This is a genomic window from Pseudomonas sp. REST10, assembly GCF_029542605.1.
Classification (GTDB): domain Bacteria; phylum Pseudomonadota; class Gammaproteobacteria; order Pseudomonadales; family Pseudomonadaceae; genus Aquipseudomonas; species Aquipseudomonas khazarica.
This window is the reverse complement of record NZ_CP035677.1, coordinates 835939-861976: the sequence shown is the minus strand read 5'-3', so window position 1 is coordinate 861976 and position 26038 is coordinate 835939. Positions and strand designations below refer to the sequence as shown.

The window sequence follows — 26038 nt, the reverse complement described above, 5'->3', positions numbered from 1 at the left end:
AGATGACCGGCTTACTTGACCCGCGTACGCCACTCGGCGTGCGCGCTGGTCTTGCCGGTTACCAGGTCGAAATAGGCTTTCTGCAGTTTTTCGGTAACCGGGCCACGGCGGCCGATACCGATCTGACGGCCATCCACTTCGCGGATCGGCGTGACTTCGGCGGCGGTGCCGGTGAAGAAGGCCTCGTCGCAGATGTACACCTCGTCACGGGTGATGCGCTTCTCGACCACCTTGATACCCAGCTCGTCGGCCAGGGTCAGGATGGTGTTGCGGGTGATGCCGTTGAGGCAGGAGGTCACTTCCGGGGTGTACACCACGCCATCCTTGACCAGGAAGATGTTCTCGCCCGAACCCTCGGCCACGTAGCCTTCCGGGTCCAGCAGCATGGCCTCGTCGGCACCGCCGGAAATCGCTTCCTGCAGGGCCAGCATCGAGTTGATGTAGTTGCCGTTGGCCTTGGCGCGGGTCATGGAGATGTTGACGTGGTGACGGGTGTAGGAGCTGGTGCGCACCTTGATACCGGTCTGCAGGGCTTCTTCGCCCATGTAGGCGCCCCAGTGCCAGGCGGCGACGATCACGTGCACCTTCAGGCCGGCGGCACGCAGGCCCATGCCTTCGCTGCCGAAGAACACCATCGGGCGCAGGTAGGCGCTTTCCAGGCCGTTCTCACGCACGGCGGCGCGCTGCGCCTCGTTGATCTCTTCCTTGGAGAAGGGGATCTGCATGTTGAAGATGTGCGCGGAGTCGAACAGGCGATCGGTGTGCGCCTGCAGGCGGAAGATCGAGGTGCCGTCCGGCGTGTTGTAGGCGCGCACGCCCTCGAACACACCCATGCCGTAGTGCAGGGTATGGGTCAGCACATGGGTAGTCGCTTCGCGCCACGGTACCAGTTCACCGTCGTACCAGATCACGCCATCACGGTCGGACATCGACATCTTGCCTGCTCCTCAATTCGCTTCGCGGTTCGATCATTCGTACGGCCCTGCGGCCATCAACCCAGTTCCAGCTGGCGCCACAGCCGCATCACGGCGTGGCGCTCATCCTGGAACTGATCACCCGGCACCACCCCGGGCTGCTTCTGCAGCGCCTGGCGGTGAGCGGCCGAGCGGTAAACCTTGTAGACCTCGCGGAGCAACCCGGCATCTTCCGCCGACATCAGACCGACCCGCTCGAGCCCCTCGAGGATGCGGATGTTGTCGGTGAATTCAAGCAGTTGCGGGTGTTGCCACGACCAGGCCAGAGCCGCGTATTGCACCATAAATTCGATATCGACGATACCACCGGCATCCTGCTTCAGATCGAAGGAGCTCGCCGCATCGAAGGCGTTTTCCCCGGTGCCGGCCCCCGTGGCGCGGGTACCGAGGTTGTCGCGCATCTTCGCGCGCATCTCGCTGACTTCGCCGCGCAGCGCGACCACATCACGCTGGCGCCCGAGCACCTCGGCGCGCACGCGGGCGAACTCGCCCGCCAGGCGCGGGCAGCCCACCAGCACCCGCGCACGGACCAGCGCCTGGTGCTCCCAGGTCCAGGCTTCGTTTTCCTGGTAACGCTGGAAGGCCCCCAGCGAACTGACCAGCAGCCCGGCCGCGCCGGATGGACGCAGGCGCATGTCCACGTCGTACAGCGCGCCGGAGGTGGTCTGGGTCGTCAGCAGGTGGATGATGCGCTGCCCCAGCCGGGTGAAGAACTGCGCCCCGTCGATGGGCTTGGCGCCGTCGGTCTCGGCCTGCGGGTCGCCATCATGGATGAACACCAGATCCAGATCCGAGCCATGGCCGAACTCCAGGCCGCCGACCTTGCCGTAGCCGACGATGATGAAATCCGGATCGCAAGGCGTGCCATCGGCACGCGACGGGCGGCCGTGGCGCTGCACCGTGTGCTGCCAGGCCAGCGCCAGCACCTGGTCGAGAATCGCCTCGGCCAGCCAGGTCAGGTAGTCCGACACCTTCATCAGCGGCAGCGTACCGGCGATCTCCGACGCCGCCACGCGCAGGCTGTGCGCCAGCTTGAAGTGGCGCAGCGCTTCCATCTGCTGCTCGAGGTCCTCCTCGGGAATACGGATCAGCCGCTCGCGCAGCTCGGCGGCGAGCTCCGGCGCCAGCGGCGGCGAGTACAGCCGCCCCTCGTTGAGCAGCTCGTCGAGCAGCAGCGGGAAGCGCGCGATCTGCTCGGCAATCCACGGGCTGGCCGCACACAGGGTGATCAGGCGCTCCAGCGCGCCGGGGTTCTCGCTGAGCAACACCAGGTAGGCGGAACGCCGCGCCACCTTTTCCACCAGCGGCAGCACGCGCTCCAGCACCAGGTCGGGGCGGTCGTGCTCGATGGTCTGGGCCAGCAGGCGCGGAATGAAGGCATCCAGCCGCTCACGCCCGAGACGCTGCATGGCCCGCACCTGCGGGCCATTGCGCAGGTCGACCAGGCGCCGGAAGGCCGCTCCGGCCTCGCCGAACCCGGCCTCCTGCAACTGCTGCACGGCGGCCTCCTCATCCAGCGCGCCTTCCCAGAGCGGCAGCCATTCGGCGCCGACACAGGCCTCGCTGCCCTGCGCCTCATCCTCGTCGGGATCGGCGATCACCTGCTGGAAGTGCCACTCGATGCGCCCACGCCAGTGCATCAGCCGCTCGTGGAAACTCGCCCAGTCGGCGAAGCCCATGATCGCCGCCACGCGCGCCTGGTCGAGCGGGTCCGCCGGGAGCATCTGCGTCTGCCGGTCGCCGATGCCCTGCAGGGCATGCTCGGCGTAGCGCAGGAACTCGTAACCTTCCTTCATTTCAGCGACCACCGTCGGCGGCAGGTAGCCCTGCCCTTCCAGCGTGGCCAGCACCTTGAGCAACGGCCGCTGCTGCAGGCTGAGATCGCGCCCGCCATGGATCAGCTGGAAGGCCTGGGCGATGAACTCGATCTCGCGGATACCGCCGGCGCCGAGCTTGATGTTCTCGCTCATGCCCTTGCGCCGCACCTCCTGCTGGATCAGCTGCTTCATCGAGCGCAGTGCCTCGATGGCGGAGAAGTCCAGGTAGCGGCGGTAGACGAAGGGCCGCAGCATCTCCAGCAGCTCGGCGCCCGCCTGCTGGTCACCGCCGACCACGCGCGCCTTGATCATCGCGTAGCGCTCCCAGTCGCGCCCCTGATCCTGGTAGTACTGTTCCAGGGCATTGAAGCTGAACACCAGCGCACCGGACGAACCGTAGGGACGCAGGCGCATGTCGGTGCGGAAGACGAAGCCGTCGACGGTGATCGCATCCAGCGCCTTGATCAGCTTCTGCCCCAGGCGGATGAAGAACTCCTGGTTGTCCAGCGGGCGCTTCACGCCCTCGGTCTCGCCGCCCTCCGGGTAGCCGAAGATCAGGTCGATGTCCGAGGACAGATTGAGCTCGTGCGCGCCGAGCTTGCCCATGCCGAGGATGACCATGTGCTGCGCCTGGCCGCTGCGCCGGCCGGTCGGGGTGCCGAACTGCTCGCAATGGCGCGGATAGAGCCAGTGGTAGGCCAGGTCGATGCAGGCGTCGGCCAGGTCGGAGAGGTCGCGACAGGTTTCGCCGAGCGCCGCCTGACGGCTGAAGTCACGCCAGATGATGCGCAACTGCTGGCGGCTGCGGAAGCGCCGCAGGCAACGCCCCAGCGCCTCCTCATCGACGCAGTCGGCCAACAGTGCCTGCAGCTGCTGACGCAGCTCGCCCGGCGCCAGGCTGCGCTCCAGCTCCCCCGACTCGGCAAGCGCGCTGAACATCTGCGGATCGCGCTGCGCCTGCTCTGCGACGAAATCACTCAGGGCCGCGACCTGTCGCCAGGCGTCATGCCGCGCCTGCGGCCAGGCAGCGAAGCGCGCAGACAGCCCCTCATGCTCGGCCAGCGCGGTCTGCAGCGACTGCTCGGCGCGTTCGGACAGGGCAATAAGGGAAGGGGGCAACTCGACCAGCAACGGCAGGCTCATGGTCTATCCTTTTGGCGGACTGCCGGACGCACGGTGCAAACGCCCGGAACCCCGCTCCTGCGGGGCACGCGCGGCCGGCAGCGCCGCGAATTGTAGTTTTACTACTAAAGAATTGTATCCAGAGGGCTGAATCCGCCGTCGGAATGTAGTAAAACTACAAGCGGCCGGTCCTACCCCCGGTAAATCCAAGAATTTCAACTTGCCCGCCCAAAAAGCCGGCGAGACCCAACTGGCCTCCGATTCTGGAAGCCTTTCCGCCCTGGAGCAAGCCATGCAAGACCTCGATCCGATCGAAACCCAGGAATGGCTGGACGCCCTTGAATCCGTCCTCGACCGTGAGGGTGAAGACCGAGCCCATTACCTGATGACCCGTCTGGGCGAGCTGGCCACCCGTAGCGGTGCGCAACTGCCCTACGCGATCACCACGCCGTACCGCAACTCCATTCCGGTTACCCATGAAGCTCGCATGCCCGGCGACCTGTTCATGGAACGCCGCATCCGCTCGCTGGTGCGCTGGAACGCTCTGGCCATGGTGATGCGCACCAACCTGGACGACCCGGATCTGGGCGGCCACATCTCCAGCTTCGCCTCCTCGGCGACGCTCTATGACATCGGTTTCAACTACTTCTTCCAGGCCCCGACCGACGAGCACGGCGGCGACCTGGTGTTCTATCAGGGCCACGCCAGCCCTGGCGTCTACGCCCGCGCCTTCATGGAAGGCCGCATCGACGAAGACCAGATGAAGAACTTCCGTCGCGAAGTCGACGGCAAGGGCCTGTCCTCCTATCCGCACCCCTGGCTGATGCCGGACTTCTGGCAGTTCCCGACCGTATCCATGGGTCTGGGCCCGATCCAGGCGATCTACCAGGCGCGTTTCATGAAGTACCTGGAAGCACGCGGCTTCATCCCGGCCGGCAAGCAGAAGGTCTGGTGCTTCATGGGCGACGGCGAGTGCGACGAGCCGGAATCCCTCGGTGCCATCTCCCTGGCGGGCCGCGAGAAGCTGGACAACCTGATCTTCGTCATCAACTGCAACCTGCAGCGCCTCGACGGCCCGGTTCGCGGCAACGGCAAGATCATCCAGGAACTCGAAGGCGTGTTCCGTGGTGCCCAGTGGAACGTCAACAAGGTGGTCTGGGGCCGCTTCTGGGACCCGCTGTTCGCCAAGGACAAGGACGGCGCCCTGCAGCGTCGCATGGACGAAGTGGTCGACGGTGAATACCAGAACTACAAGGCCAAAGACGGCGCCTACGTACGCCAGCATTTCTTCAACAGCCCCGAGCTGCAGGAGATGGTCAAGGACCTCTCCGACGACGAGATCTGGAAGCTCAACCGTGGCGGCCACGACCCGTACAAGGTCTACGCGGCCTACCATCAGGCGGTCAACCACAGCGGCCAGCCGACCGTGATCCTGGCCAAGACCATCAAGGGCTACGGTACCGGCGCCGGTGAAGCGAAGAACACCGCGCACAACACCAAGAAGGTCGATGTCGACAGCCTGCGCCAGTTCCGCGACCGCTTCGACATTCCGGTCAAGGACGAAGAGCTGGAGAACCTGCCGTTCGTTCGTCCGGAGCCGGGCAGCCCCGAGTACAAGTACCTGCACGAGCGCCGCAACGCGCTGGGCGGCTTCGTACCACAGCGTCGCCAGCAGAGCTTCAGCATCCCCACCCCGCCGCTGGATACCCTCAAGGCCATCCTCGACGGTTCGGGCGATCGTGAAATCTCCACCACCATGGCCTTCGTGCGCATCCTCGCGCAGTTGGTCAAGGACAAGGAACTCGGCCAGCGCATCGTCCCGATCATCCCGGACGAGGCTCGTACCTTCGGTATGGAAGGCATGTTCCGCCAGCTCGGCATCTACTCCTCGGTCGGTCAGCTCTACGAGCCGGTCGATAAAGACCAGGTGATGTTCTACAAAGAGGACAAGAAAGGTCAGATCCTCGAGGAAGGCATCAACGAAGCCGGCGCCATGAGCTCCTTCATCGCTGCAGGCACCTCGTACTCCTGCCACAACCAGCCGATGCTGCCGTTCTACATCTTCTACTCGATGTTCGGCTTCCAGCGTATCGGCGACCTGGCCTGGGCCGCCGGCGACAGCCGCACCCGTGGCTTCCTGATCGGCGGCACCGCCGGTCGTACCACCCTCAACGGCGAGGGTCTGCAGCACGAAGACGGTCACAGCCACATGCTGGCGGCGACCATTCCCAACTGCCGCACCTACGACCCGACCTACGGCTACGAGCTCGCCGTGATCATCCGCGAAGGCATTCGCCAGATGACCGAAGAGCAGCAGGACGTCTTCTACTACATCACCGTGATGAACGAGTCCTATCAGCAGCCGTCCATGCCGGAAGGTGTCGAGCAAGGCATCATCAAGGGCATGTACCTGCTCGAGGAAGACAAGAAGGAAGCCGCGCACCACGTGCAGCTGCTGGGTTCCGGCACCATCCTGCGCGAAGTCCGCGAAGCGGCGAAGATCCTCCGCGACGAGTTCAACATCGGCGCCGATGTGTGGAGCGTCACCAGCTTCAACGAACTGCGTCGCGACGGCCTGGCCGTCGAGCGCAGCAACCGCCTGCACCCGGGCCAGAAGCCCAAGAAGACCTACCTCGAAGAGTGCCTGAACGGTCGCAAGGGGCCGGTCATCGCCTCCACCGACTACATGAAGCTGTTCGCCGAACAGGTTCGCCAGTGGGTCCCGAGCAAGGAATACAAGGTCCTGGGCACCGACGGCTTCGGCCGCAGCGACAGCCGCAAGCAGCTGCGCCACTTCTTCGAAGTGGACCGCAACTGGGTCGTGCTGGCCGCTCTGGAAGCCCTGGTAGACCGTGGCGAGATCGAAGCCAAGGTGCTGGCAGATGCCATCGCCAAGTTCGGCATCGACGCCGATAAAGCCAACCCCCTGGACTGCTAAGGAGCGTAGCGATGAGTGAGTTGATTCGCGTACCCGACCTCGGCGGTGAAGGCGAGGTCATTGAACTGCTGGTGAAGGTCGGCGACCGTATCGAAGCCGACCAGAGCGTACTGACCCTGGAGTCCGACAAGGCCTCCATGGAAGTGCCCTCGCCCAAGGCCGGCGTGATCAAGGAACTGAAGGTCAAGATCGGTGATCGCCTGAAGGAAGGCGACGATCTGCTGGTGCTGGAAGTCGAAGGTGCCGCGCAAGCGGCGCCTGCGCCGAAAGCCGCGGCGGCACCGGCCGAAGCCCCGAAAGCGGCCGCTCCGGCTGCTGCCCCTGCGGCTGCGACCAGCAGCAGCGTGCAGGACGTGCACGTGCCGGACATCGGTTCCGACGCCAAGGGCAAGGTCATCGAGATCATGGTCAAGGTCGGCGACCGCATCGAAGCCGACCAGAGCCTGCTGACCCTGGAGTCCGACAAGGCCTCCATGGAAATCCCCGCGCCGGCTGCCGGTGTGGTGGAAGCACTGCTGGTCAAGCTGGATGACGAGATCGGCACCGGCGACCTGATCCTCAAGCTCAAGGTCGAAGGCGCCGCCGCAGCGGCCCAGCCGGCTGCCGCGAAAGCCGAAGCCGCTCCCGCTGCTGCTCCGGCAGCGGCCGCCGCTCCGACCGGCAGCAGCGTGCAGGACGTGCACGTGCCGGACATCGGCTCCAGCGCCAAGGGCAAGGTCATCGAGATCATGGTCAAGGCCGGCGACAGCATCGAAGCCGACCAGAGCCTGCTGACCCTGGAGTCCGACAAGGCCTCCATGGAAATCCCCGCGCCGGCTGCCGGTGTGGTGGAAGCAGTGCTGGTCAAGCTGGATGACGAGATCGGCACCGGCGACCTGATCCTCAAGCTCAAGGTGGCCGGCTCCGCCCCGGCCGCTGCGCCGGCGCAAGCCAGCCAGGAAGTGCACCGCGTGCCGGAAGGCGCCGCCCCGGAAGTGGCCGCCGAAGTGCGCGCCATTGCCTCGCTGTCGGCGGCGGCTGCCGAAGTCGCCAACGCGCCCAAGCGCGACGGTGCCAAGGTGCATGCCGGCCCGGCCGTGCGTCAGCTGGCCCGTGATTTCGGCGTCGAACTGGCGGACATCGCCGGCACCGGCCCGAAAGGCCGCATCCTCAAGGAAGACGTGCAGGTTCACGTCAAGGCGATGATGCAGAAGGCCAAGGCCGCACCGCAGGCTGCTGCAGCCGCTGCCACCGGCGGTGCCGGCATTCCGCCGATCCCGACCGTGGACTTCAGCAAGTTCGGCGAGATCGAAGAAGTGCCGATGACCCGCCTGATGCAGGTCGGCGCCGCCAACCTGCACCGCAGCTGGCTCAACGTGCCGCACGTCACTCAGTTCGAGTCCGCCGACATCACCGACCTGGAAGCCTTCCGCGTCGCGCAGAAGGCCGTGGCCGAGAAGGCCGGCGTCAAGCTGACCGTGCTGCCGCTGCTGCTCAAGTCGTGCGCGCACCTGCTCAAGGAGCTGCCGGACTTCAACAGTTCGCTGGCCCCGAGCGGCAAGGCGATCATCCGCAAGAAGTACGTGAACATCGGCTTCGCCGTGGACACCCCGGATGGCCTGCTGGTACCGGTGATCAAGAACGTCGACCAGAAGAGCCTGCTGCAGCTGGCTGGCGAAGCCGCCGAACTGGCTGACAAGGCCCGCAAGAAGAAGCTCTCTGCCGATGACATGCAGGGCGCCTGCTTCACCATCTCCAGCCTCGGTCACATTGGCGGCACCGGCTTCACGCCGATCGTCAACGCGCCGGAGGTGGCGATCCTCGGTGTGAGCAAGGCCAGCATGCAACCGGTCTGGGATGGCAAGGCCTTCCAGCCGCGCCTGATGCTGCCGCTGTCGCTGTCCTACGATCACCGTGTGATCAATGGCGCCGCTGCCGCCCGCTTCACTCTGCGCCTGTCGCAGCTGCTGGCGGACATCCGCACCATCCTGCTGTAAATCGTTTCGAGCACGCCACGCTCGCATCCTCAACCCCGTCTGTTCAGGCGGGGTTTTTTTTACCTGCCATCCCTGGCGGTAATCCCTTCTACCGTTCTCAGCCCTTCTGCACGTTGCGAATCAGAAAGCTCAGTGCCTTGGCCAGTTCGCCCGCGCCCTGGTGATCGCGCACGATCGTCAGCAACGGGCTGCCATCAGCCGGGTTGAACAGCACGCAACGGATACCGCTGGTCGGACACTCATAGCGGATGAACGGATCGACACCGAACACCGCGAGCCGCTGATTGTGCACGGCGATGGCACTGCCTTCCGCTCCCCGGCGCTCCTCGCGCAGGATCAGTTCACCGGTATCGGCGACGCTGAAGCGATAGAGCAGGTCCTCCGGCTGAGCCTGCCCGACCTGGTAGCCGGCGCGCAGGGCGTAGGTTTCAAGCAGTGCGTTGCTGTGCGCCAGCAGCGCCTGGCGTTCGTTGCCGGTGAGGTAGAGACGCTTGAGTCCGTCTAGATAGACGACCTGCTCATCGCCTTGCAGCGCCTTGCTCTGGTCGGCGCTGGAAACAGCGGGCAAGGCGGCGGAAAGCGCCCCGCCCAGCACGATGGCCATCAGTTTTCTTGTCAGTCTCGCTTGCATGATGCACCCTTGCCGAACGCTATAGTGAAGTAGGCCTGAGCCCTAGCCTCCGTCCATGTCACCGCGCCCTGCGGCTGTGGTGACTCTGTACCGAGAACGGATGCCTCGCCTGGTCAGCATACTGGAAGCCCAACGCCCAATGAAAAGCCATCCCGATGCCGGCCCCCGTTCGGCAGCCGAGGTTGTGACGCAGTTGCCAGTGCCATCACGGCTCGGCATGTTGCGTTTCGAGCGCTTGAACGAGCCAAGCTGGGCACTGCTGTTTCTCGACCCGGCCTGCGAACGCAAGCTGGGCATCAGCGCCGCCGATCTGTGCGCGCTGATCGACGCCCCCTACGCCAGCCTGATGGAGCCCGAGGCACGCTATCGCCTGCACGACAGCATCCAGCAACAGTTGCTGCAGGGACAGCACTACCTGGTGCGCTACACCCTGCACACGCCACAGGGTGCACTGAACCTGCTGGAGATGGGCGAGCCCTTCAGGCAGCACAACCGTCAGCTGCTGCGTGGCTACCTGCTGATCGCCGATGAAAGCCTCGCCGCCCATACCCCCGACGAGAGCGAGCTGCTGGCGCAGAACCAGAACCTGCGCAACGCCTTGCAGCAGTATCAGCGCACTCAGCGCGACCACCTGCAGCACCTGGCCCGCTCGCATACCCAGCAGCAGCTGATCGTGCGCCTGTCACGCCAGCGCTATGTCTCCAGCGATCCGCAACAGGAGGCGGCCGAGCTCATCACCCAGGCTGCCTGCGAGGTATACGGCGTCGCCCGTGCGGGCATCTGGCACCTGAACAGCCAGAGCCTCGACTGCATCTCGCTGTACCGCCGCGACCTGGATCGCCACGAACAACTGCCGCCGATCGATGCGCGCAGCTTCCCCCACTACCTGGACGCGCTGCACAGCGGCCGCGCCATCGATGCCCACGACGCGCAACACGACCTGCGCACCCGCGAACTGAAGCCGACCTACCTGGAACCGCTGGGGATCAGCTCCATGCTCGATGCCAGCATCCGCATCGAAGGCGAGGTGGTGGGCATCCTCTGCCTCGAGCACATCGGCGCCAAGCGCATCTGGCAAGCCGACGAGATCGCCTTCGCCGGGGAGCTGGCCGACCAGTTCGCCCAGGTCCTGATCAATCAGGAGAAGCGCTCCGCCACCAACGCACTGCACCTGTTCCAGCGCGCCGTGGAGCAGAGCGCCAGCGCCTTCCTGCTGGTCGACCGCGACGGCCGCGTGGAGTACGTCAACCCGAGCTTCACCGCCATCACCCTGTACAGCAGCGACGAAGTCTGCGGCCACCGCCTGTCCGAGCTGCCGGCGCTGTCCAACCTCAGCGACCTGCTGTTCGACGCCGATTCCAGCCTGGCCGAGCACAGCAGCTGGCAAGGCGAGTTCCGCAGCCGGCGCAAGAGCCAGGAGCCGTACTGGGGCCATCTGTCGATCTCCAAGGTCTACGGCGACGATGGCGAGCTGACCCACTACATCGGCATCTACGAAGACATCACCGACGCCAAACTGGCGCAGCAACGTATCGAGCGCCTGGCCTACACCGACAACCTGACCAACCTCGGCAACCGGCCTGCCTTCATCCGCAGCCTGGAAGAGCGCTTCGCGCGTCATGCCCGGCGCCCCATGGGGCTGCTGCTGGTGGACATCGACAACTTCAAGCGCATCAACGACAGCCTCGGCCACCAGACCGGCGACAAGCTGCTCTCGGCCCTGGCCCGGCGTCTGCGCAACAGCCTTGGCACCCAGGGCACGCTGGCGCGCTTCGCCAGCAACGAGTTCGCCATCCTCCTCGATGGCAGCGATCAGGACGGCGGAATGCGCATCGCCCAGCAGGTCCTGCAGACGCTGGACAAGCCGCTGTTCGTCGACAACCAGCTGATCAGCATCACCGGCTCCGTCGGCCTGGCCATCGCCCCGGAACACGGCGACGACCCGCAGACCCTGATGAAGCACGCCGGCCTGGCCCTGCACAAGGCCAAAGCCAACGGCAAACACCAGGTGCAGCTGTTCACCGAAGCCCTGAACGCCGAGGCCAACTACAAGCTGTTCGTCGAGAACAACCTGCGCCGCGCCCTGACCCAGAACGAACTGGAAGTCTTCTACCAGCCCAAGCTCTGCCTGAAGAGCGGGCAACTGCTCGGCATGGAAGCGCTGCTGCGCTGGCAGCACCCGGAAAAGGGCATGATCCGCCCGGACCAGTTCATCAGCGTGGCCGAGGAAACCGGCCTGATCATCCCCATCGGCAAGTGGGTGGTGCGCCAGGCCTGCCGCATGAGCAAGCAGATCGCCGCCATCGGCCTGGGGCAGCTGCAGGTGGCGATCAACCTGTCGCCCAAGCAGTTCTCCGATCCCGACCTGGTCGGCTCCGTCGCCGCCATCCTCAACGAGGAACAGCTCGACCCTCGGCTGCTGGAGCTGGAACTGACCGAGAGCCTGCTGCTGGAAGCCACCGAAGACACCCGCCACCAGCTCGGCCGCCTGAAGAGCCTGGGCCTGACCCTGGCGATGGATGACTTCGGCACGGGCTACTCCTCGCTGAGCTACCTGAAGAAATTCCCCATCGACGTGATCAAGATCGATCGCAGCTTCATCAAGGACATTCCCGACAACCAGGACGACATGGAGATCACTTCGGCGGTGATCGCCATGGCCCACAACCTCAAGCTCAAGGTGGTCGCCGAGGGCATCGAGACCGGCGCCCAGCTCGGCTTCCTGCGGCGCCAGCAATGCGACGTCGGCCAGGGCTACCTGTTCGACAAACCGATCTCGGGCCGTGAGCTGATCGACAGCCTGCGCCGCTACCCGTGCCGCCCGCAGGCCGACCAGCGGCTGTAATACGCGGCGTCACACCGAGTCAAACACCTGCCCACCTTCAGGAGACCGCCATGGTTCTGCGTTCCCAGATACTCGTCCACAAGCTGGCCCTGCCGAGCGCCGAACAGGCTCTGCCGGGGCGCAACGAGCCGCTGCCGGTGGCCGATGTCCATCACCTCAACGGCCACCCGATCAAGCCGCCCTTCCCTGCCGGGTTGCAGCAGGCCGTATTCGGCCTGGGTTGCTTCTGGGGGGCCGAGCGACGCTTCTGGCAGCAGCCGGGCGTGTACAGCACGGCGGTGGGCTATGCCGGCGGCCTGACCCCCAACCCGACCTACGAAGAAGTCTGCTCGGGCCTGACCGGGCACACCGAAGTGGTGCTGGTGGTGTTCGATCCGCAGCAGACCAGCTTCGAAGCCCTGCTCAAGGTGTTCTGGGAAGCGCACAACCCGACCCAGGGCATGCGCCAGGGCAACGACCAGGGCACCCAGTACCGCTCGGCGATCTACTGCCACGACGCCGCGCAACTGAATGCGGCCCTGGCCAGCCAGGCGCGCTTCCAGGCCGAGCTGGAGAAGGCGGGCCTGGGCACCATCACCACCGAGATCGGCAATGCGCCGACCTTCTACTACGCCGAGACCTATCACCAGCAGTACCTGGCGAAGAACCCCAACGGCTATTGCGGCCTCGGCGGAACAGGCGTATGTCTACCCCCTGAATCCTGAAACCGGTAGACCCTCGTGGAAGTAAGCAGCCTCGCCAGCCAGGTATCCACCCAGGCATCTGCGCAGATCTCCGCGCAGATGTCGCTTCTGCTGCTGCGCAAGACGCTGGACCTGCAGGCCGCCAACATCACCGGCCTGGTGCAGTCGGCCGCGCCGGCCAGCGCGCCGAGCAATCCGCCCCACCTCGGCAACAGCATCGACGTGATGGCCTGATGACCGCCCGCGCCTGTCGGACTACACTGCCGGCAAATAGCCATCTTTCTGCGTACACGGCATGTCCGCCAGCCCTGCCTACATTTCTCCCGAGCAGTTGTGCATCGGCCTCTACGTTCAGCTGGAGCTGAGCTGGTGGGAGCACGACTTCGCCTTCAGCAACTTCAAGATCAAGGATGAAGCGCAGATTCGCGCCCTGCGCGCGCTGAACCTCGAACGGTTGCGCTACGACCCGGCACGCAGCGACTGCGCGCCGCTGGAGCCGGCCGACAGCCCCAGCGAAGCCGTAGTCGAAGCGCCACCTGTCGACCCGCAGCACCAGGCCCGCCAGGAGCGTGCGCAGAAACTGCGTCACCTGCGCAGCCGCCTGGCGGAGGTCGACCGGCGCTTCAGCGAAGCCAGCCAACGCATCAAGACCCTCAACCAGACCCTGCGCAGCCGTCCCGAGGACGCCGTGCAGCAGGCCGGCGCCATCGTCAGCGAAATGGTCGAGACACTCCTTGGCGCGCCCGGCGTGGTGCTGCACGGCATCACCGGCAAGGCCGCCGAGGACAGCTACTTTCACGCCCTCAACGTCACCGTGCTGGCGCTGTTGCTCGGGCGCCAACTGGGTCTCGACAGCGAGGCCTGCCACAGCCTGGGCCTGGGGGCGCTGTTGCACGACATCGGCAAGCTGGAGGTGCCGAGCAAGGTGCTGCTCAAGCCGGAGCCGCTGACCCGACCGGAACAGCAGCTGCTGCAGATGCACACCGATTTCGGCCTGCGCATGGGGCAGAAGCTCATGCTCGACGACGAGGTGCTGCGCATCATCCACGAGCACCATGAGCACTGTGACGGCTCGGGCTATCCGCGCGGCTTGCGCGAGGCGGGCATTGGCCGCCTCAGTCGCCTGGTGGCCATCACCAATCACTTCGACGGCCTGTGCAACCCGCTCGACCCGCGCCAGGCCCTGAGCCCTCACGAGGCGCTGGTGCAGATGTTCAAGCAGCAGCGCGAGCACTTCGACGAGGTGGCGCTGAAGGCCTTCGTCCGCGTCATGGGCATCTATCCGCCTGGCAGCCTGGTGCAGCTGGAAGACGAGCGCTACGCGTTGGTGCTGGGCATGAACCCGACCCAGGCACTGAGGCCGACGCTGATCCTCTACGACGCCAGCGTCGCCAAGCACGAAGCGCTGATCGTCGACCTGGCCGAAGACAGCGACCTGGCCATCGCGCGCAGCCTGCGCCCGTCACAGCTGCCGCTGGAAGTGCTGGAGTACCTCAGCCCGCGGCGCAACCTGAGCTATCACATCGAACCGAACCACGAGCGCGGTTGAGCCCTGGCAGCCCGGATGCACTCCGGGGCTCGGCGGCCACGGGTCCCGGACTTCATCCGGACTACGCGTTCATGGCTTGCCGCTTGCCGCCTCTTCTACCAACCAGTCCAGACGCCAGCCGCCCTGACTCTGCCCGAGCGCATCGGCCAACCAGGGCAGCAGTTGCTTGAGCTCGTCTTCCAGACCCCATGGCGGATTGCTGATCACCAGCCCGGAGCCGCTCAGGCGACTGGCATCGTCCGGGGCATGGACGTACAGCTCGGCACGCAGCAGCTTTGGCGCGTTGCTCTTGCTCAGGCCGGCGTAGAAGCGCGCAAGCTGGCGCTCATCCTTGATCGGGTACCAGATCGCCACGATGGCCTGGCGCATGCGCCCATGCGCCTCGTTCAGTGCCTCGACGCAGCGCTGCAATTCGTCCGCCTGCTCGAACGGCGGGTCGATCAGCAGCAACACGCGCTTCTCGCGGGTGGGCATCAGGGCGCGGGGCACATGCCAGCCCTCGCCCAGGTGCACGGCCACGCGGCGGTCACCACGCATGTTGTCCTTGAGCAGACGACCATCCTCGGGGTGCTTCTCGTTGAGCTGCAGGCGATCCTGCTCGCGGCTGAGCAGCCGCGCGAGCTCCGGCGAGCCGGGGTAGTAGCGCAGCGTGCCATCGGGGTTCATCGCCCGCACCACGTCCAGGTAGGCTTCGACCGCATCCGGCAACTGCTCGGCCTGCCACAGACGGCCGATGCCCTCCAGGTACTCGCCGGTGCGATTGGCCTGATCGCCTTGCAGGTCGTACAGGCCGATCCCGGCATGGCTGTCGAGGTAGGCGAAAGGCGCCTCCTTCTTCGACAGCAGGGCGATCAGGCGGGTCAGCAGCAGGTGCTTGAGCACATCGGCATGGTTGCCGGCATGGAAGGCGTGGCGGTAGTTCATGAGGGTCTCCGAAACAGCCGTCGAGTTTACTCGTTGAGCGGACTTTGCGCGCGCATCAGCTCCAGCAACAGGGACAACGGCGGGTGCTCGCCGGCATCGCGGCGCCGCGCCAGCAGCGTGGTGGTCGCCCCCAGCTGCGGGGCGATGGCCTGATACTGCACCAGGTGCACACGTGGATGGCGCTCGAGCAGGCTGCGCGGCAGCAGGCCGATGCCCATGCCCGCCGCGATACCGGCGAAGATCGCATCGATCGAACCATAGCTCTGCCGCGCCGCCACCTGCAGGTCGCTGGAGAGCGCCCAGCGCTCCAGGCGCTCGCGGTAGTGACAGCCTTCGGGAAAGCCGAGCAGCGTTTGCGGGCGCGCGCCCAGGCTGGCGGCGTCCTGGGCGGGTGGCAGGACCAGCATCAGCTCCTCCTGCCAGATCGGCAGGCAATCGAGCTGCGGATGCTCGAACGGCCCTCCGATCAGGCCGGCATCCAGCTCCCCGGCCAGCACCTCCTCGACCAGGCGCCGGCTCGGCCCGGTGCTCAGTTGCAGGTTGACCCGTGGCGCACGCTGATGGAACGCCGCCAGCAGCTCGGGCAGACGCACGGCAGCGGTGGTCTCCATGGAGCCCAGGCGCAAGTCACCACTCCACACATCCTCCTGCACGCTGCGCCAGGCCAGCTGGCAGAGCTGCTCGAGGTGCTCGGCATGCGGTCGCAGGCGCTCGCCCGCCTGGCTCAGGCGCAGCCGCTGGCCCTGACGGCGGAACAGGCGCGTGTCGAGCTGCTGCTCCAGCTGGCGCAGGCGCGCCGAGACGTTCGACGGCACGCAATTGAGCCGCACACCGGCGGCACTGAGGGAGCCCTCACGCGCGACGGCGAGGAAATAGCGCAGCAGTTGCGGGTTGAGACGTTGCCAGGCATCCATGATCTTTCACCAAAAGTGAAAACTGATCGCAGTATTTTTCACTAACAGTCCATATAGAACAACGACTATGGTGCGCAGCACGACCGGAGGCCCAATGCTCAAACTCGACCGCGACTGCTTCAAGGCCATCCTCGCCGCCGCCCTGGCACTGGTGGCGGTGCATGCCCTGGGCCGTTTCGCCTACACCCCGCTGCTGCCGCTGCTGCTCGACGATGGCCTGTTCAGTCTGGCCCAGGGCGCCCAGCTGGCCACCTGGAACTACCTGGGCTACCTGCTCGGCGCCTTGCTCGCCCTGCCCATGGCCAGCCCCCAGGGGCTGCGCCTGGGCCTGCCGGTCGCGCTGCTGCTCAACGCCGGGCTGACCCTGGCCCAGGTATTCACCCGCGACATCGACATGCTGGCCGTCCTGCGCCTGAGCAACGGCATCAGCAACGGCGTGGTCTTCGTCCTCGCCCCGGCACTGGTGCTGGAATGGCTCGCCGTACGTCAGGCCACGGCACTGAGTGGCCTGGTCTACCTGGGCCTGGGAGGCGGCATGCTGCTGTGCGGCGCGCTGGTCGTGCTCACGCCCTGGCAGGGGCCGCTGCGCTGGCTGCCCATCGCGCTGGTCGCCCTGCCCCTTGCCCTGATCAGCGCCGGAATGTTGCGACGCCTGGCCCAGCAGCTGCCCGCCAGCGCCCAGGCCAGTGCGCCGGGGCGACTGATCGACCGTCGCAGCCTGCCGTTGCTGCTCGCCTACCTGGGCGCCGGCCTGGGCTACATCCTGCCGCTGACCTTCCTCCCCGCGCTGGCCCGCGAACAGCTTCCGCCCGGCCATCCCCTGCTGATCGGCAACTGGTGGTGGACCGCCCTGGCCTGCCTGATCTCCGCGACCCTGTGGAATCGTGTCGGTGCCTGGCTCGGCGACCGCCGTGCCCTGCAGGTCAACTACGTGCTGCAACTGCTGGGAACCGCCCTGCCGGTCCTGCTGCCCGGCCCTGTCGGTGTGCTGGGCAGCGCCGTGCTGGTCGGCGGCACCTTCCTCGGCACCGTCCTGCTGACGCAGCGCCTTGCCCGCGCGCTCAAGCCGAGCCAGGGACCGCGCCTGGCCGCGCTGCTGATCAGCCTCTACGGCGGCAGCCAACTGGTCGGTCCCTGGTTCGTCGAACACTGGACCGCCGCCGGTCACAGCCTGACCAGCAGCTTCTCGATCGGCGCCCTGGCCTTGCTCTGGTCATTGTTCTGGACCTGGCGGGCGCCCACCCCCGACTCCCCTACCGAAAGGAAGCTCGCCCCATGCTCGTGAATGACCTGTTTGGCAGCCCGCTGCCACTGATCCAGGCGCCCATGGCCGGTTCGCAGAATCACCGCCTGGCCGCCGCCGTCTGCGAGGCCGGAGGCCTGGGTTCGATCCCCTGTGCGATGCTCACGCCGGCCGCCCTGCGCCAGGAGCTGGAGGCGCTGCGCGGCCTGACGCAGCGACCGTTCAACCTCAACTTCTTCAGCCACGTGCAACCTGAGCCGGATGCCGCCCGGGAAGCGACCTGGCGTGAGGCACTGGCCCCGTACTACCAGGAATTCGGCGTGGCTCAGGCAACGATCGCAGGCGGCCCCGGGCGCCTGCCGTTCAATGCCGAGGCGGCGGAACTGGTCGAGGAGTTTCGCCCGGCCGTGGTGAGCTTCCACTTCGGCCTGCCGGAAAACGCCCTGCTGCAACGGGTGCGCGACAGTGGCGCCAGGATTCTCTCCAGCGCCACCACGCTGGCGGAGGCCTTGTGGCTGCAGGAGCGCGGCGTCGACGCGGTGATCGCCCAGGGGCTGGAGGCCGGCGGTCATCGCGGGCACTTTCTCGATCATGACCTGAGCCGCCAGCTGGGGACTTTCGCCCTGCTGCCGCAGCTCGTGGATGCCCTCGACGTCCCGGTGATCGCCACGGGCGGCATCAGCGATGCACGTGGGGTGGCGGCGGCCATGGCACTTGGCGCCGCAGGCGTGCAGGTCGGCAGCGCCTACCTGCTGTGTCCGGAGGCGAGCACCAGCGCCCTCCACCGCACGGCCCTGCAGAGCCCCGCAGCGCGACACACGGCACTGACCAACCTGTTCAGCGGCCGGCCCGCGCGTGGCATCGTCAATCGCCTGATGCGCGAGCAGGGCCCGCTCAGCCCCCTGGCGCCCACCTTCCCCCTGGCAACGGCGGCCATCGCGCCGCTGCGCGCGGCAGCCGAAGCGCGGGGCGATAGCGACTTCTCGCCACTCTGGGCCGGGCAGAACGTCGCCAACTGCCGGCCGATGCCGGCCGCCGAGCTGACCCGCGCGCTGGCGCGGGGCTTCGAGTCCCATCGCGACTGAGGCCGCTCCTGCGGTGCCGGGATCGGCAGGGTGGTGTGGCGCTTTATCACCGTGACTGATGATGCTGGGCAGTCGGGCAACGGACTGCCTAGACTCGGACGATCATCAGGAGACCCGTTCCATGTCCGAGACTCTGCTCAGCGCCCGCAACCTGGCCTTCGAACTCTATGAAGTACTCGACGCCGAAGCCCTGACCCAACGCCCAAGGTTCGCCGATCACAACCGCGAGACCTTCGATGCGGCGATCAGCACCGCGCGCGGCATCGCCGAACAACTGTTCGCCCCGCACAACCGCAAGAGCGATGAACACGAGCCGCAGTACGTGGACGGCGGCGCCGTGCTGATCCCGGAGGTCGAGCCTGCGCTGCGCGCGTTCCACGAAGCCGGTTTCCTCAACGCCACACGGGATTTCGAGCAGGGCGGCATGCAGCTGCCCAACCTGCTGTCGCAGGCCTGCTTCGCTCACTTCCAGTCCGCCAACTGCGCCACCAGCTCGTACTCGATGCTGACCATGGGCGTGGCCAACCTTATCGAAGCCTTCGGCAGCGACGAGCAGAAAGAGCGCTTCCTGCAGCCGATCATCGACGGTCGCTTCTTCGGCACCATGGCCCTGACCGAGCCGCACGCCGGTTCCTCGCTGTCGGACATCCGCACCAAGGCCGAGCCGCATGCCGATGGCAGCTATCGCATCAAGGGCAACAAGATCTTCATCTCCGGCGGCGACCAGCCGATCTCCGAGAACATCGTGCACATGGTGCTGGCCAAGCTGCCGGATGCACCGCCCGGGGTGAAGGGCATCAGCCTGTTCATTGTGCCCAAGTTCCACGTCGACGCCTATGGCAGCCTGGGCCCGCGCAACGACGTGACCCTGGCCGGGCTGTTCCACAAGATGGGCTGGCGCGGCACCACCTCCACCGCGCTGAACTTCGGCGACAACGGCGAATGCATCGGCTATCTGGTAGGCAAGCCGCACGCGGGTCTGTCCTACATGTTCCAGATGATGAACGAGGCGCGCATCGGTGTCGGCATGGGCGCCATCATGCTCGGCTACGCCGGCTACCTCTATTCGCTGGATTACGCACGCAACCGTCCGCAGGGTCGCCAGCCGGACGGCAAGGACCCGTCCAGCGCGCAGATCTCGATCATCGAGCATGCCGATGTGCGGCGCATGCTGCTGACGCAGAAGGCCTATGTCGAAGGCGCCTTCGACCTCGGCCTGTACGCCGCGCGGCTGTTCGACGACACCCACACCCTGGAAACCGCCGAGGAGCGCACCCAGGCACTGGAGCTGCTCGACCTGCTGACACCCATCGTCAAGTCCTGGCCCTCGGAGTTCTGCCTCAAGGCCAACGAACTGGCGATCCAGATCCTCGGTGGCCACGGCTACACCCGCGAGTACCCGGTGGAACAGTACTACCGCGACAACAGGCTCAACCCGATTCACGAGGGCACCCACGGTATCCAGTCGCTCGACCTGCTCGGGCGCAAGGTCTCGCAGAACGGCGGCGCCGCGCTCAAGCAGTTGCTCAAGCTGATCAACGCATGCTGCCAGCGCGCCAGCCAGCACGAGTCGCTCACGCCCCTGCGCCAGCCGCTGGAGCAACTGGTGGCGCGCCTGCAGGCGGTCACCCTGGCACTGCTCGGCGACCTGATGAGCGGCAAGGTCAATCAAGGCCTGGCCAACTCGGCGCTGTACCTCAAGGTGTTCGGCCACACCGTGATCGGCTGGCGCTGGCTGGAGCAGGCGATTCACGCCGAACAGGGTCTGGCGCGCACCGACAACGCCGAGGAACAGGCCTTCTACCGTGGCAAGCTGCAGGCCGCGCGTTACTTCCTGACCTGGGAAGTGCCGGGCTGCCACCACGATCTGGCCGTGCTCGAGGCACGCGACGACACCTGCCTGGGCATGCAGGACGGCTGGTTCTAAAGAGCAGCCACAAGTTGCAAGCCTCAAGCGACAAGAGAAAGCGGCAGTGCACTCCGCTCAGGCTTGTGGCTTGTGGCTTGTGAAAATGTAATAACCTTTTTGACAGCGGTACGAAGGCTACGGTTAGAATCCCTGGCACGCGCCATGCATGACGGCGCTCCATCCACCCAGCCAGGAGTATGCGCATTTGGATGCCAGCGCCATCAACAATCTGTTCTTGATCGGCGCCTTGTTGGTAGCGGCCAGCATTCTGGTCAGCGCTTTCGGGACACGTTTCGGCATCCCCATCCTGGTGATCTTCCTGGGCGTCGGCATGCTCGCCGGCACCGACGGCCCTGGCGGCATCATCTTCAACAACTACCCCCTGGCCTATCTGGTCGGCAACCTGGCGTTGGCGGTGATCCTGCTCGACGGCGGCATGCGCACGCGGGTCTCCAGTTTCCGTGTGGCCCTGTGGCCCTCGCTGTCGCTGGCCACCGTGGGGGTGATGATCACCGCCGGCCTGACCGGCCTGGCGGCAGCCTGGCTGTTCGACCTGACCCTGCTGGAAGGCCTGCTGATCGGCGCCATCGTCGGCTCCACGGATGCGGCGGCGGTATTCTCCCTGCTCGGCGGCCGCGGCCTCAACGAACGGGTCAGCTCCACCCTGGAGATCGAATCCGGCAGCAACGACCCGATGGCGGTGTTCCTCACCATCACCCTGATCGCCATGCTCGCCAGCGGCCAGACCGGTTTCAGCTGGGACCTGCCGATCCAGCTGGTACAGCAGTTCGGCCTCGGCACCCTGCTGGGCCTGGGCGGCGGCTGGCTGCTGCTCAACCTGATCAACCGCATGGAGCTGGCCACCGGCCTGTATCCGCTGCTGGTGGTCAGCGGCGGCCTGATCATCTTCGCCATCACCACAGCGGTGGGGGGCAGCGGCATCCTGGCCATCTACCTGTGCGGCCTGCTCCTGGGCAATCGCCCGATTCGCTCGCGCCACGGCATCCTGCACATGCTCGACGGCCTCACCTGGCTGGCACAGATCGGCATGTTCCTGGTACTCGGCCTGCTGGTCACGCCGCACGAGCTGCTGCCCATCGCCCTGCCGGCGCTGGCCCTGGCGCTGTGGATGATCCTCTTCGCCCGGCCGCTGTCGATCTTCCTCGGTCTGCTGCCATTTCGCGCCTTCCACGACCGCGAGCGGATGTTCATCGCCTGGGTCGGGCTGCGCGGCGCCGTGCCGATCATTCTCGCCGTGTTCCCGCTGATGGCCGGGCTGCCCAACGCCCAGCTGTTCTTCAACGTGGCCTTCTTCATCGTGATCATCTCCCTGCTGCTGCAGGGCACCAGCCTGCCGCTGGCGGCCAAGCTGATGCGCGTCACCGTACCGCCGGAGCCGGCACCGGTGTCGCGCGCCGGCCTGGAAGTGCACCCGACCAGCCAGTGGGAACTGTTCGTCTATCGCCTGGGCGCGGAGAAGTGGTGCATCGGCGCGGCTCTGCGCGAACTGAACATGCCCGAGGGCACGCGTATCGCGGCGCTGTTCCGCGGCCGCGAGCTGCTGCACCCATCGGGCAGCACGCGCCTGGAAGCCGGCGACCTGCTCTGCGTGATCGGCCACGAACATGACCTGCCAGCCCTCGGCAAGCTGTTCAGCCAGGCGCCCAAGCGCGGCCAGGACCTGCGTTTCTTCGGCGATTTCGTGCTCGAGGGCGATGCCGAGCTGAATGCGGTGGCAGCGCTCTACGGCCTCAAACTCGGCGACGTCGAGGGCAACCAGCCGCTGGGCCGCTTCATCGCGCAGGAGATCGGCGGCGAACCGATCGTCGGCGACCAGGTGGAATGGCAGGGCATGACCTGGACCGTGGCCGCCATGGAAGGGAACAAGGTACGCAAGGTTGGCGTCAGATTCCCCGAAGGCGCTCGCCCAGGCCCTGGGCTGCACTTCTAGAAAACCGCTGCAAGGACTCTGCTAGCATCAGCAGCAGACACGGGCCTCAGGCCCGTGCCTGCGTCACGTCGCCAGCACTTTTCGTCGCCACCGCCATCGGTAGATCACTGCACCATGCACCTGTCGCGCCTGCCCCTCGTTGCCGTCCTGTTCGCCCTGTGCCTCGGCCTGCCGCCAGCGTTCGCCGACGAACCACCCAAAGCCGAGAACGTCCAGCAGAGCCTGGACAGCCTGGCCGACCGCAAGCTGCCGGAAGCCGAGCAGCTGGCCATGAAGCAGACGCTGGAACAGACGCTGCGCATGCTCAGGGATCGCGATGACGCCGAGAAACGCCTGGGCGATCTGCGCAAGCAGCTGGACGAGGCGCCACGCCTCATCACCGAGTCCCAGCGCGAGCTGAGCAGGCTCAAGGCCAGCCCCGAACGGCCCATCGCCGAGCGCCACGCGCGTACCACCCTGCCCCAGCTGGAGCAGCTGCTGAACGAACGCTCCAGCCAGCTCAGCGACTGGAACAAGGCCATCATCGAGGCCAACAGCCTGGTGATCACCGCACAGACCCGCCCGGAGCGCGCGCAAGCGGAGATCAGCCAGAACCAGGCGCGCAGCCAACTGATCAACGACAGCCTGAAGAGCGGCCGCTACGACGGCAAGTCGCTGAGCCGGGAACGCCGCGACCAGCTCAATGCGGAACTCGCGCTGCTCGCGGCGCAGACCCAGCTGCGCCGCCAGGAGCTGGCCGGTAACAGCCTGCTGCAGGACCTCGGCAGCGCCCAGCGCGCCCTGCTCGAAGAGCGCATCAACCGTGCCGAGCAGGAACGTCAGGCCTTGCAGAGCCTGATCAACGAACGCCGCCGCGCCGAGTCGGAACAGACCGTCGCCGAACAGTCGCGGGAGGCCGAACGTGCCAGCTCGGACAAACTGCTGGCGAAGGAGAGCACGCTCAATCTCAAGCTTTCCGACTACCTGCTGCGGGCCACGGATCGCCTCAACCGCCTGACCGAGCAGAACCTGCAGACGCGCCAGCAACTGGACAACCTGGCCCAGGCAGAACAGGCACTGGATGAACAGATCCGGGTCCTGCAGGGCAGCCTGCTACTGTCGAAGATTCTCTATCAGCAGAAGCAGGCGTTGCCGCAGCTCAAGCTGGAGGACGGTTCGCTCGCCGATGAAATCGCCGACATCCGCCTGTACCAGTTCGAGCTGAACAAGCAGCGCGAGGAGATTCGCGACCCGTCGCGCTACGTCAACGACCTGCTGGACAACCAGCCGGGGGAGCAGGTCAGCCCCGAACTGCGCAGCGCCCTGCTCGACCAGCTCGATACCCGCCGCGAACTGCTCGACCGCCTCAGCCGCTCGCTGAATGCGCTGCTCAATGAATCGATCACCCTGCAGCTCAACCAGAAGGAACTGCAGAGCACCTCCAGCAGCCTGCGCGCCACCATCGACGAGCAGATGTTCTGGATCCCGAGCAACAAGCCACTCGACCTCGACTGGCTGAAGTCGGCGCCGCACTACCTGCAGCAGCAGCTCACCGACATGCCCTGGGCGATCGCCATCAGCGAGCTGGGCGCGGGCCTGATCGACCGCCCCCTGGTGTTCCTGCCGCTGATCCTGCTCTGCGCTCTGATCCTCTGGCGCCGCCAGTACCTGTTCCGCAAGCTCGGCAGCCTGCACGGCGACATCGGCCACTACAAGCACGACAGCCAGCTGCATACCCCGCTGGCCCTGGGGCTGAACCTGATCCTGGCGCTACCGGTGGCGCTGTTCCTCGCGCTCTGCGGCTATGCCCTGCTGCACGATGCACGCGGCCAGAACCTCTACCTGGGTGGCGCGCTGTACGAGATGGCGGAAGCCTGGCTGGTGTTCTACACCCTGCACCGGATTCTCTCGCCGGACGGCGTGGCCATCCTGCACTTCCACTGGCCACCGGCCAACGTCGCCTTCTTCCGCCAGCACCTGCGCCGCCTGGGCATGGTGGTGATGGCGCTGGTGGCGGTCGTGAGCATCGCCGAACATCAGCCGGCCAGCCTCGCCAACGACGTGATCGGCATCGCCGTGGTGCTGAGCTGCTACGCCCTGATGGCCTGGCTGCTGTTCCACCTGCTGTTCAATGCGCCGCTGCGCGAGAACACCTCGGGGCTGCGCACCGCTATCGGTCTGGTATTCAACCTGCTGCCACTGGCACTGATCGGCGCCGTCGCCTTCGGTTACTACTACACGGCGCTCAAGCTGACCGATCGCCTGATCGACACCCTCTACCTGGTGATCATCTGGCTGGTGCTGGAAGCGACACTGGTACGCGGCCTCAGCGTCGCGGCGCGGCGCCTGGCCTACCAGCGCGCGCTGGCCAAGCGCCAGACGCAGAGCAAGGACGGCCCGGAAGGCGAGGTAGCGGTGGAGGAGCCGACGCTCGACATCGAGCAGGTCAACCAGCAGTCGCTGCGCCTGATCCGCCTGGCCCTGCTGGGCGGCTTCCTGGTGTGCCTGTACTGGGTCTGGGCCGAGCTGATCGGCGTGTTCACCTACCTCGACACGGTCAACCTCTACGAGTACAGCAGCGGCACCGGCGAGGCCGCCACCCTGGTGCCGATCAGCCTGATGGACGTGATCGGCGCGCTGATCATCGTCGCCATCACCGTGGCCCTGGCGCGCAACCTGCCCGGCCTGCTCGAGGTGCTGGTGCTGTCGCGCATGCGCCTGGCCCAGGGCAGCGCCTACGCCACCACCACGCTGCTGTCCTACGCCCTGGTCGCCATCGGCATCGTCACCACCCTGTCCACCCTGGGCGTGAGCTGGGACAAGCTGCAGTGGCTGGTGGCCGCGCTCTCGGTCGGCCTGGGTTTCGGCCTGCAGGAAATCTTCGCCAACTTCATATCCGGCCTGATCATTCTCTTCGAGCGCCCGGTGCGCATCGGCGACGTGGTGACCATCGGCAACCTGTCCGGTACGGTGAGCAAGATCCGCATCCGCGCGACCACCATCACCGATTTCGACCACAAGGAAATCATCGTTCCGAACAAGACCTTCATCACCGGCCAGCTGATCAACTGGTCGCTGAGCGACACCGTGACCCGCGTCACCCTCAAGGTCGGTGTCGGCTACGGCTCGGACCTCGACCTGGTGCGCAAACTTCTGCTGCAGGCCGCCCAGGAAAACAGCCGGGTGCTGAAAGACCCGGCGCCGATTGCCTACTTCCTGAATTTCGGCGAAAGCACCCTGGATCACGAGCTGCGCATTCACGTGCGCGACCTCGGCGACCGCAACCCGGCCACCGACGAGATCAACCGTTTCATCGACAAGGAATTCCCCAGGAACGGCATCAACATCGCCTTCCGCCAGGTCGAGGTGTACGTGAAGAACCTGGAGCATGGCGAGCAGAAGCTCGACCAGAAGGATCTGATCAAGGCTGCTGCGGCGGGCGCCGCAGCGGTGCAAGACACGCCCCCTCCCCCCGCCACGCCCTGACCTGCAGAGGAG

General features: G+C 66.2%; 16 protein-coding genes. 11 read left to right on the top strand and 5 right to left on the bottom strand.

The window, feature by feature from the left end:
- Window positions 1–11: 11 nt before the first annotated feature.
- On the bottom strand, window positions 12–935 hold the full coding sequence (locus EWH21_RS04005; protein WP_037054925.1) for a branched-chain amino acid transaminase: 924 nt from the start codon (window positions 933–935) through the stop codon (window positions 12–14).
- 56 nt (window positions 936–991) lie between these two features.
- Window positions 992–3934, bottom strand: a complete 2943-nt coding sequence (glnE, locus tag EWH21_RS04000; RefSeq protein ID WP_277699849.1) for a bifunctional [glutamate--ammonia ligase]-adenylyl-L-tyrosine phosphorylase/[glutamate--ammonia-ligase] adenylyltransferase — start codon at window positions 3932–3934, stop codon at window positions 992–994.
- A 271-nt stretch (window positions 3935–4205) separates the two neighbouring features.
- Between glnE and aceE the strand changes: the two genes are divergently transcribed.
- Both aceE and aceF read left to right on the top strand, forming a co-directional pair.
- Complete coding sequence (gene aceE / locus EWH21_RS03995; protein WP_047592756.1) at window positions 4206–6851, top strand: pyruvate dehydrogenase (acetyl-transferring), homodimeric type; 2646 nt, start codon at window positions 4206–4208, stop codon at window positions 6849–6851.
- A gap of 11 nt (window positions 6852–6862) precedes the next feature.
- On the top strand, window positions 6863–8827 hold the full coding sequence (gene aceF / locus EWH21_RS03990; protein ID WP_277699846.1) for a dihydrolipoyllysine-residue acetyltransferase: 1965 nt from the start codon (window positions 6863–6865) through the stop codon (window positions 8825–8827).
- A 97-nt stretch (window positions 8828–8924) separates the two neighbouring features.
- On the opposite strand, the gene EWH21_RS03985 is transcribed toward aceF, so the two are convergent.
- Window positions 8925–9458: a hypothetical protein gene (locus EWH21_RS03985; protein ID WP_231499301.1), complete on the bottom strand. Its 534-nt coding sequence runs from the start codon at window positions 9456–9458 to the stop codon at window positions 8925–8927.
- Between the two features lie 139 nt (window positions 9459–9597).
- Between EWH21_RS03985 and EWH21_RS03980 the strand changes: the two genes are divergently transcribed.
- From EWH21_RS03980 to EWH21_RS03965, 4 genes are all read left to right on the top strand, one after another.
- Window positions 9598–12303, top strand: coding sequence for an EAL domain-containing protein (locus tag EWH21_RS03980; RefSeq protein WP_037049784.1), 2706 nt, complete (start codon window positions 9598–9600; stop codon window positions 12301–12303).
- 50 nt (window positions 12304–12353) lie between these two features.
- Entirely contained in the window at window positions 12354–13007 is a 654-nt protein-coding gene (gene msrA / locus EWH21_RS03975) for a peptide-methionine (S)-S-oxide reductase MsrA (protein ID WP_277699843.1), read from the top strand.
- 15 nt (window positions 13008–13022) lie between these two features.
- A complete protein-coding gene (locus tag EWH21_RS03970) occupies window positions 13023–13220 on the top strand; it encodes a putative motility protein (RefSeq protein WP_037049790.1) in 198 nt (65 codons plus the stop codon).
- A 61-nt stretch (window positions 13221–13281) separates the two neighbouring features.
- On the top strand, window positions 13282–14535 hold the full coding sequence (locus EWH21_RS03965; RefSeq protein ID WP_152487733.1) for an HD-GYP domain-containing protein: 1254 nt from the start codon (window positions 13282–13284) through the stop codon (window positions 14533–14535).
- A 69-nt stretch (window positions 14536–14604) separates the two neighbouring features.
- On the opposite strand, the gene rlmJ is transcribed toward EWH21_RS03965, so the two are convergent.
- Both rlmJ and EWH21_RS03955 read right to left on the bottom strand, forming a co-directional pair.
- Window positions 14605–15459: a 23S rRNA (adenine(2030)-N(6))-methyltransferase RlmJ gene (gene rlmJ, locus EWH21_RS03960; RefSeq protein ID WP_277699841.1), complete on the bottom strand. Its 855-nt coding sequence runs from the start codon at window positions 15457–15459 to the stop codon at window positions 14605–14607.
- 26 nt (window positions 15460–15485) lie between these two features.
- Window positions 15486–16373, bottom strand: coding sequence for a LysR substrate-binding domain-containing protein (locus tag EWH21_RS03955; protein WP_277699840.1), 888 nt, complete (start codon window positions 16371–16373; stop codon window positions 15486–15488).
- A 94-nt stretch (window positions 16374–16467) separates the two neighbouring features.
- Here EWH21_RS03955 and EWH21_RS03950 point away from each other — a divergent pair, with 94 nt between their 5' ends.
- The 5 genes from EWH21_RS03950 to mscK all read left to right on the top strand — a co-directional run bounded on the left by EWH21_RS03950 (window position 16468) and on the right by mscK (window position 26026).
- The gene (locus EWH21_RS03950; protein ID WP_277699839.1) at window positions 16468–17658 is read left to right on the top strand and encodes a YbfB/YjiJ family MFS transporter; all 1191 of its coding nucleotides are present in this window, start codon (window positions 16468–16470) and stop codon (window positions 17656–17658) included.
- Window positions 17649–18701, top strand: coding sequence for a nitronate monooxygenase (locus tag EWH21_RS03945; protein WP_277699837.1), 1053 nt, complete (start codon window positions 17649–17651; stop codon window positions 18699–18701). The genes EWH21_RS03950 and EWH21_RS03945 overlap by 10 nt, the downstream gene beginning before the upstream one ends.
- A 121-nt stretch (window positions 18702–18822) precedes the next feature.
- Window positions 18823–20628 carry an acyl-CoA dehydrogenase gene (locus EWH21_RS03940; protein ID WP_277699836.1) on the top strand — a complete coding sequence of 602 codons (1806 nt, stop codon included), beginning with the start codon at window positions 18823–18825 and terminating at the stop codon, window positions 20626–20628.
- Window positions 20629–20815: 187 nt separating this feature from the next.
- Window positions 20816–22561 carry a potassium/proton antiporter gene (locus tag EWH21_RS03935; RefSeq protein WP_210390289.1) on the top strand — a complete coding sequence of 582 codons (1746 nt, stop codon included), beginning with the start codon at window positions 20816–20818 and terminating at the stop codon, window positions 22559–22561.
- 114 nt (window positions 22562–22675) lie between these two features.
- Window positions 22676–26026: a mechanosensitive channel MscK gene (mscK, locus tag EWH21_RS03930; protein ID WP_277699835.1), complete on the top strand. Its 3351-nt coding sequence runs from the start codon at window positions 22676–22678 to the stop codon at window positions 26024–26026.
- The last annotated feature ends 12 nt before the right edge of the window (window positions 26027–26038 follow it).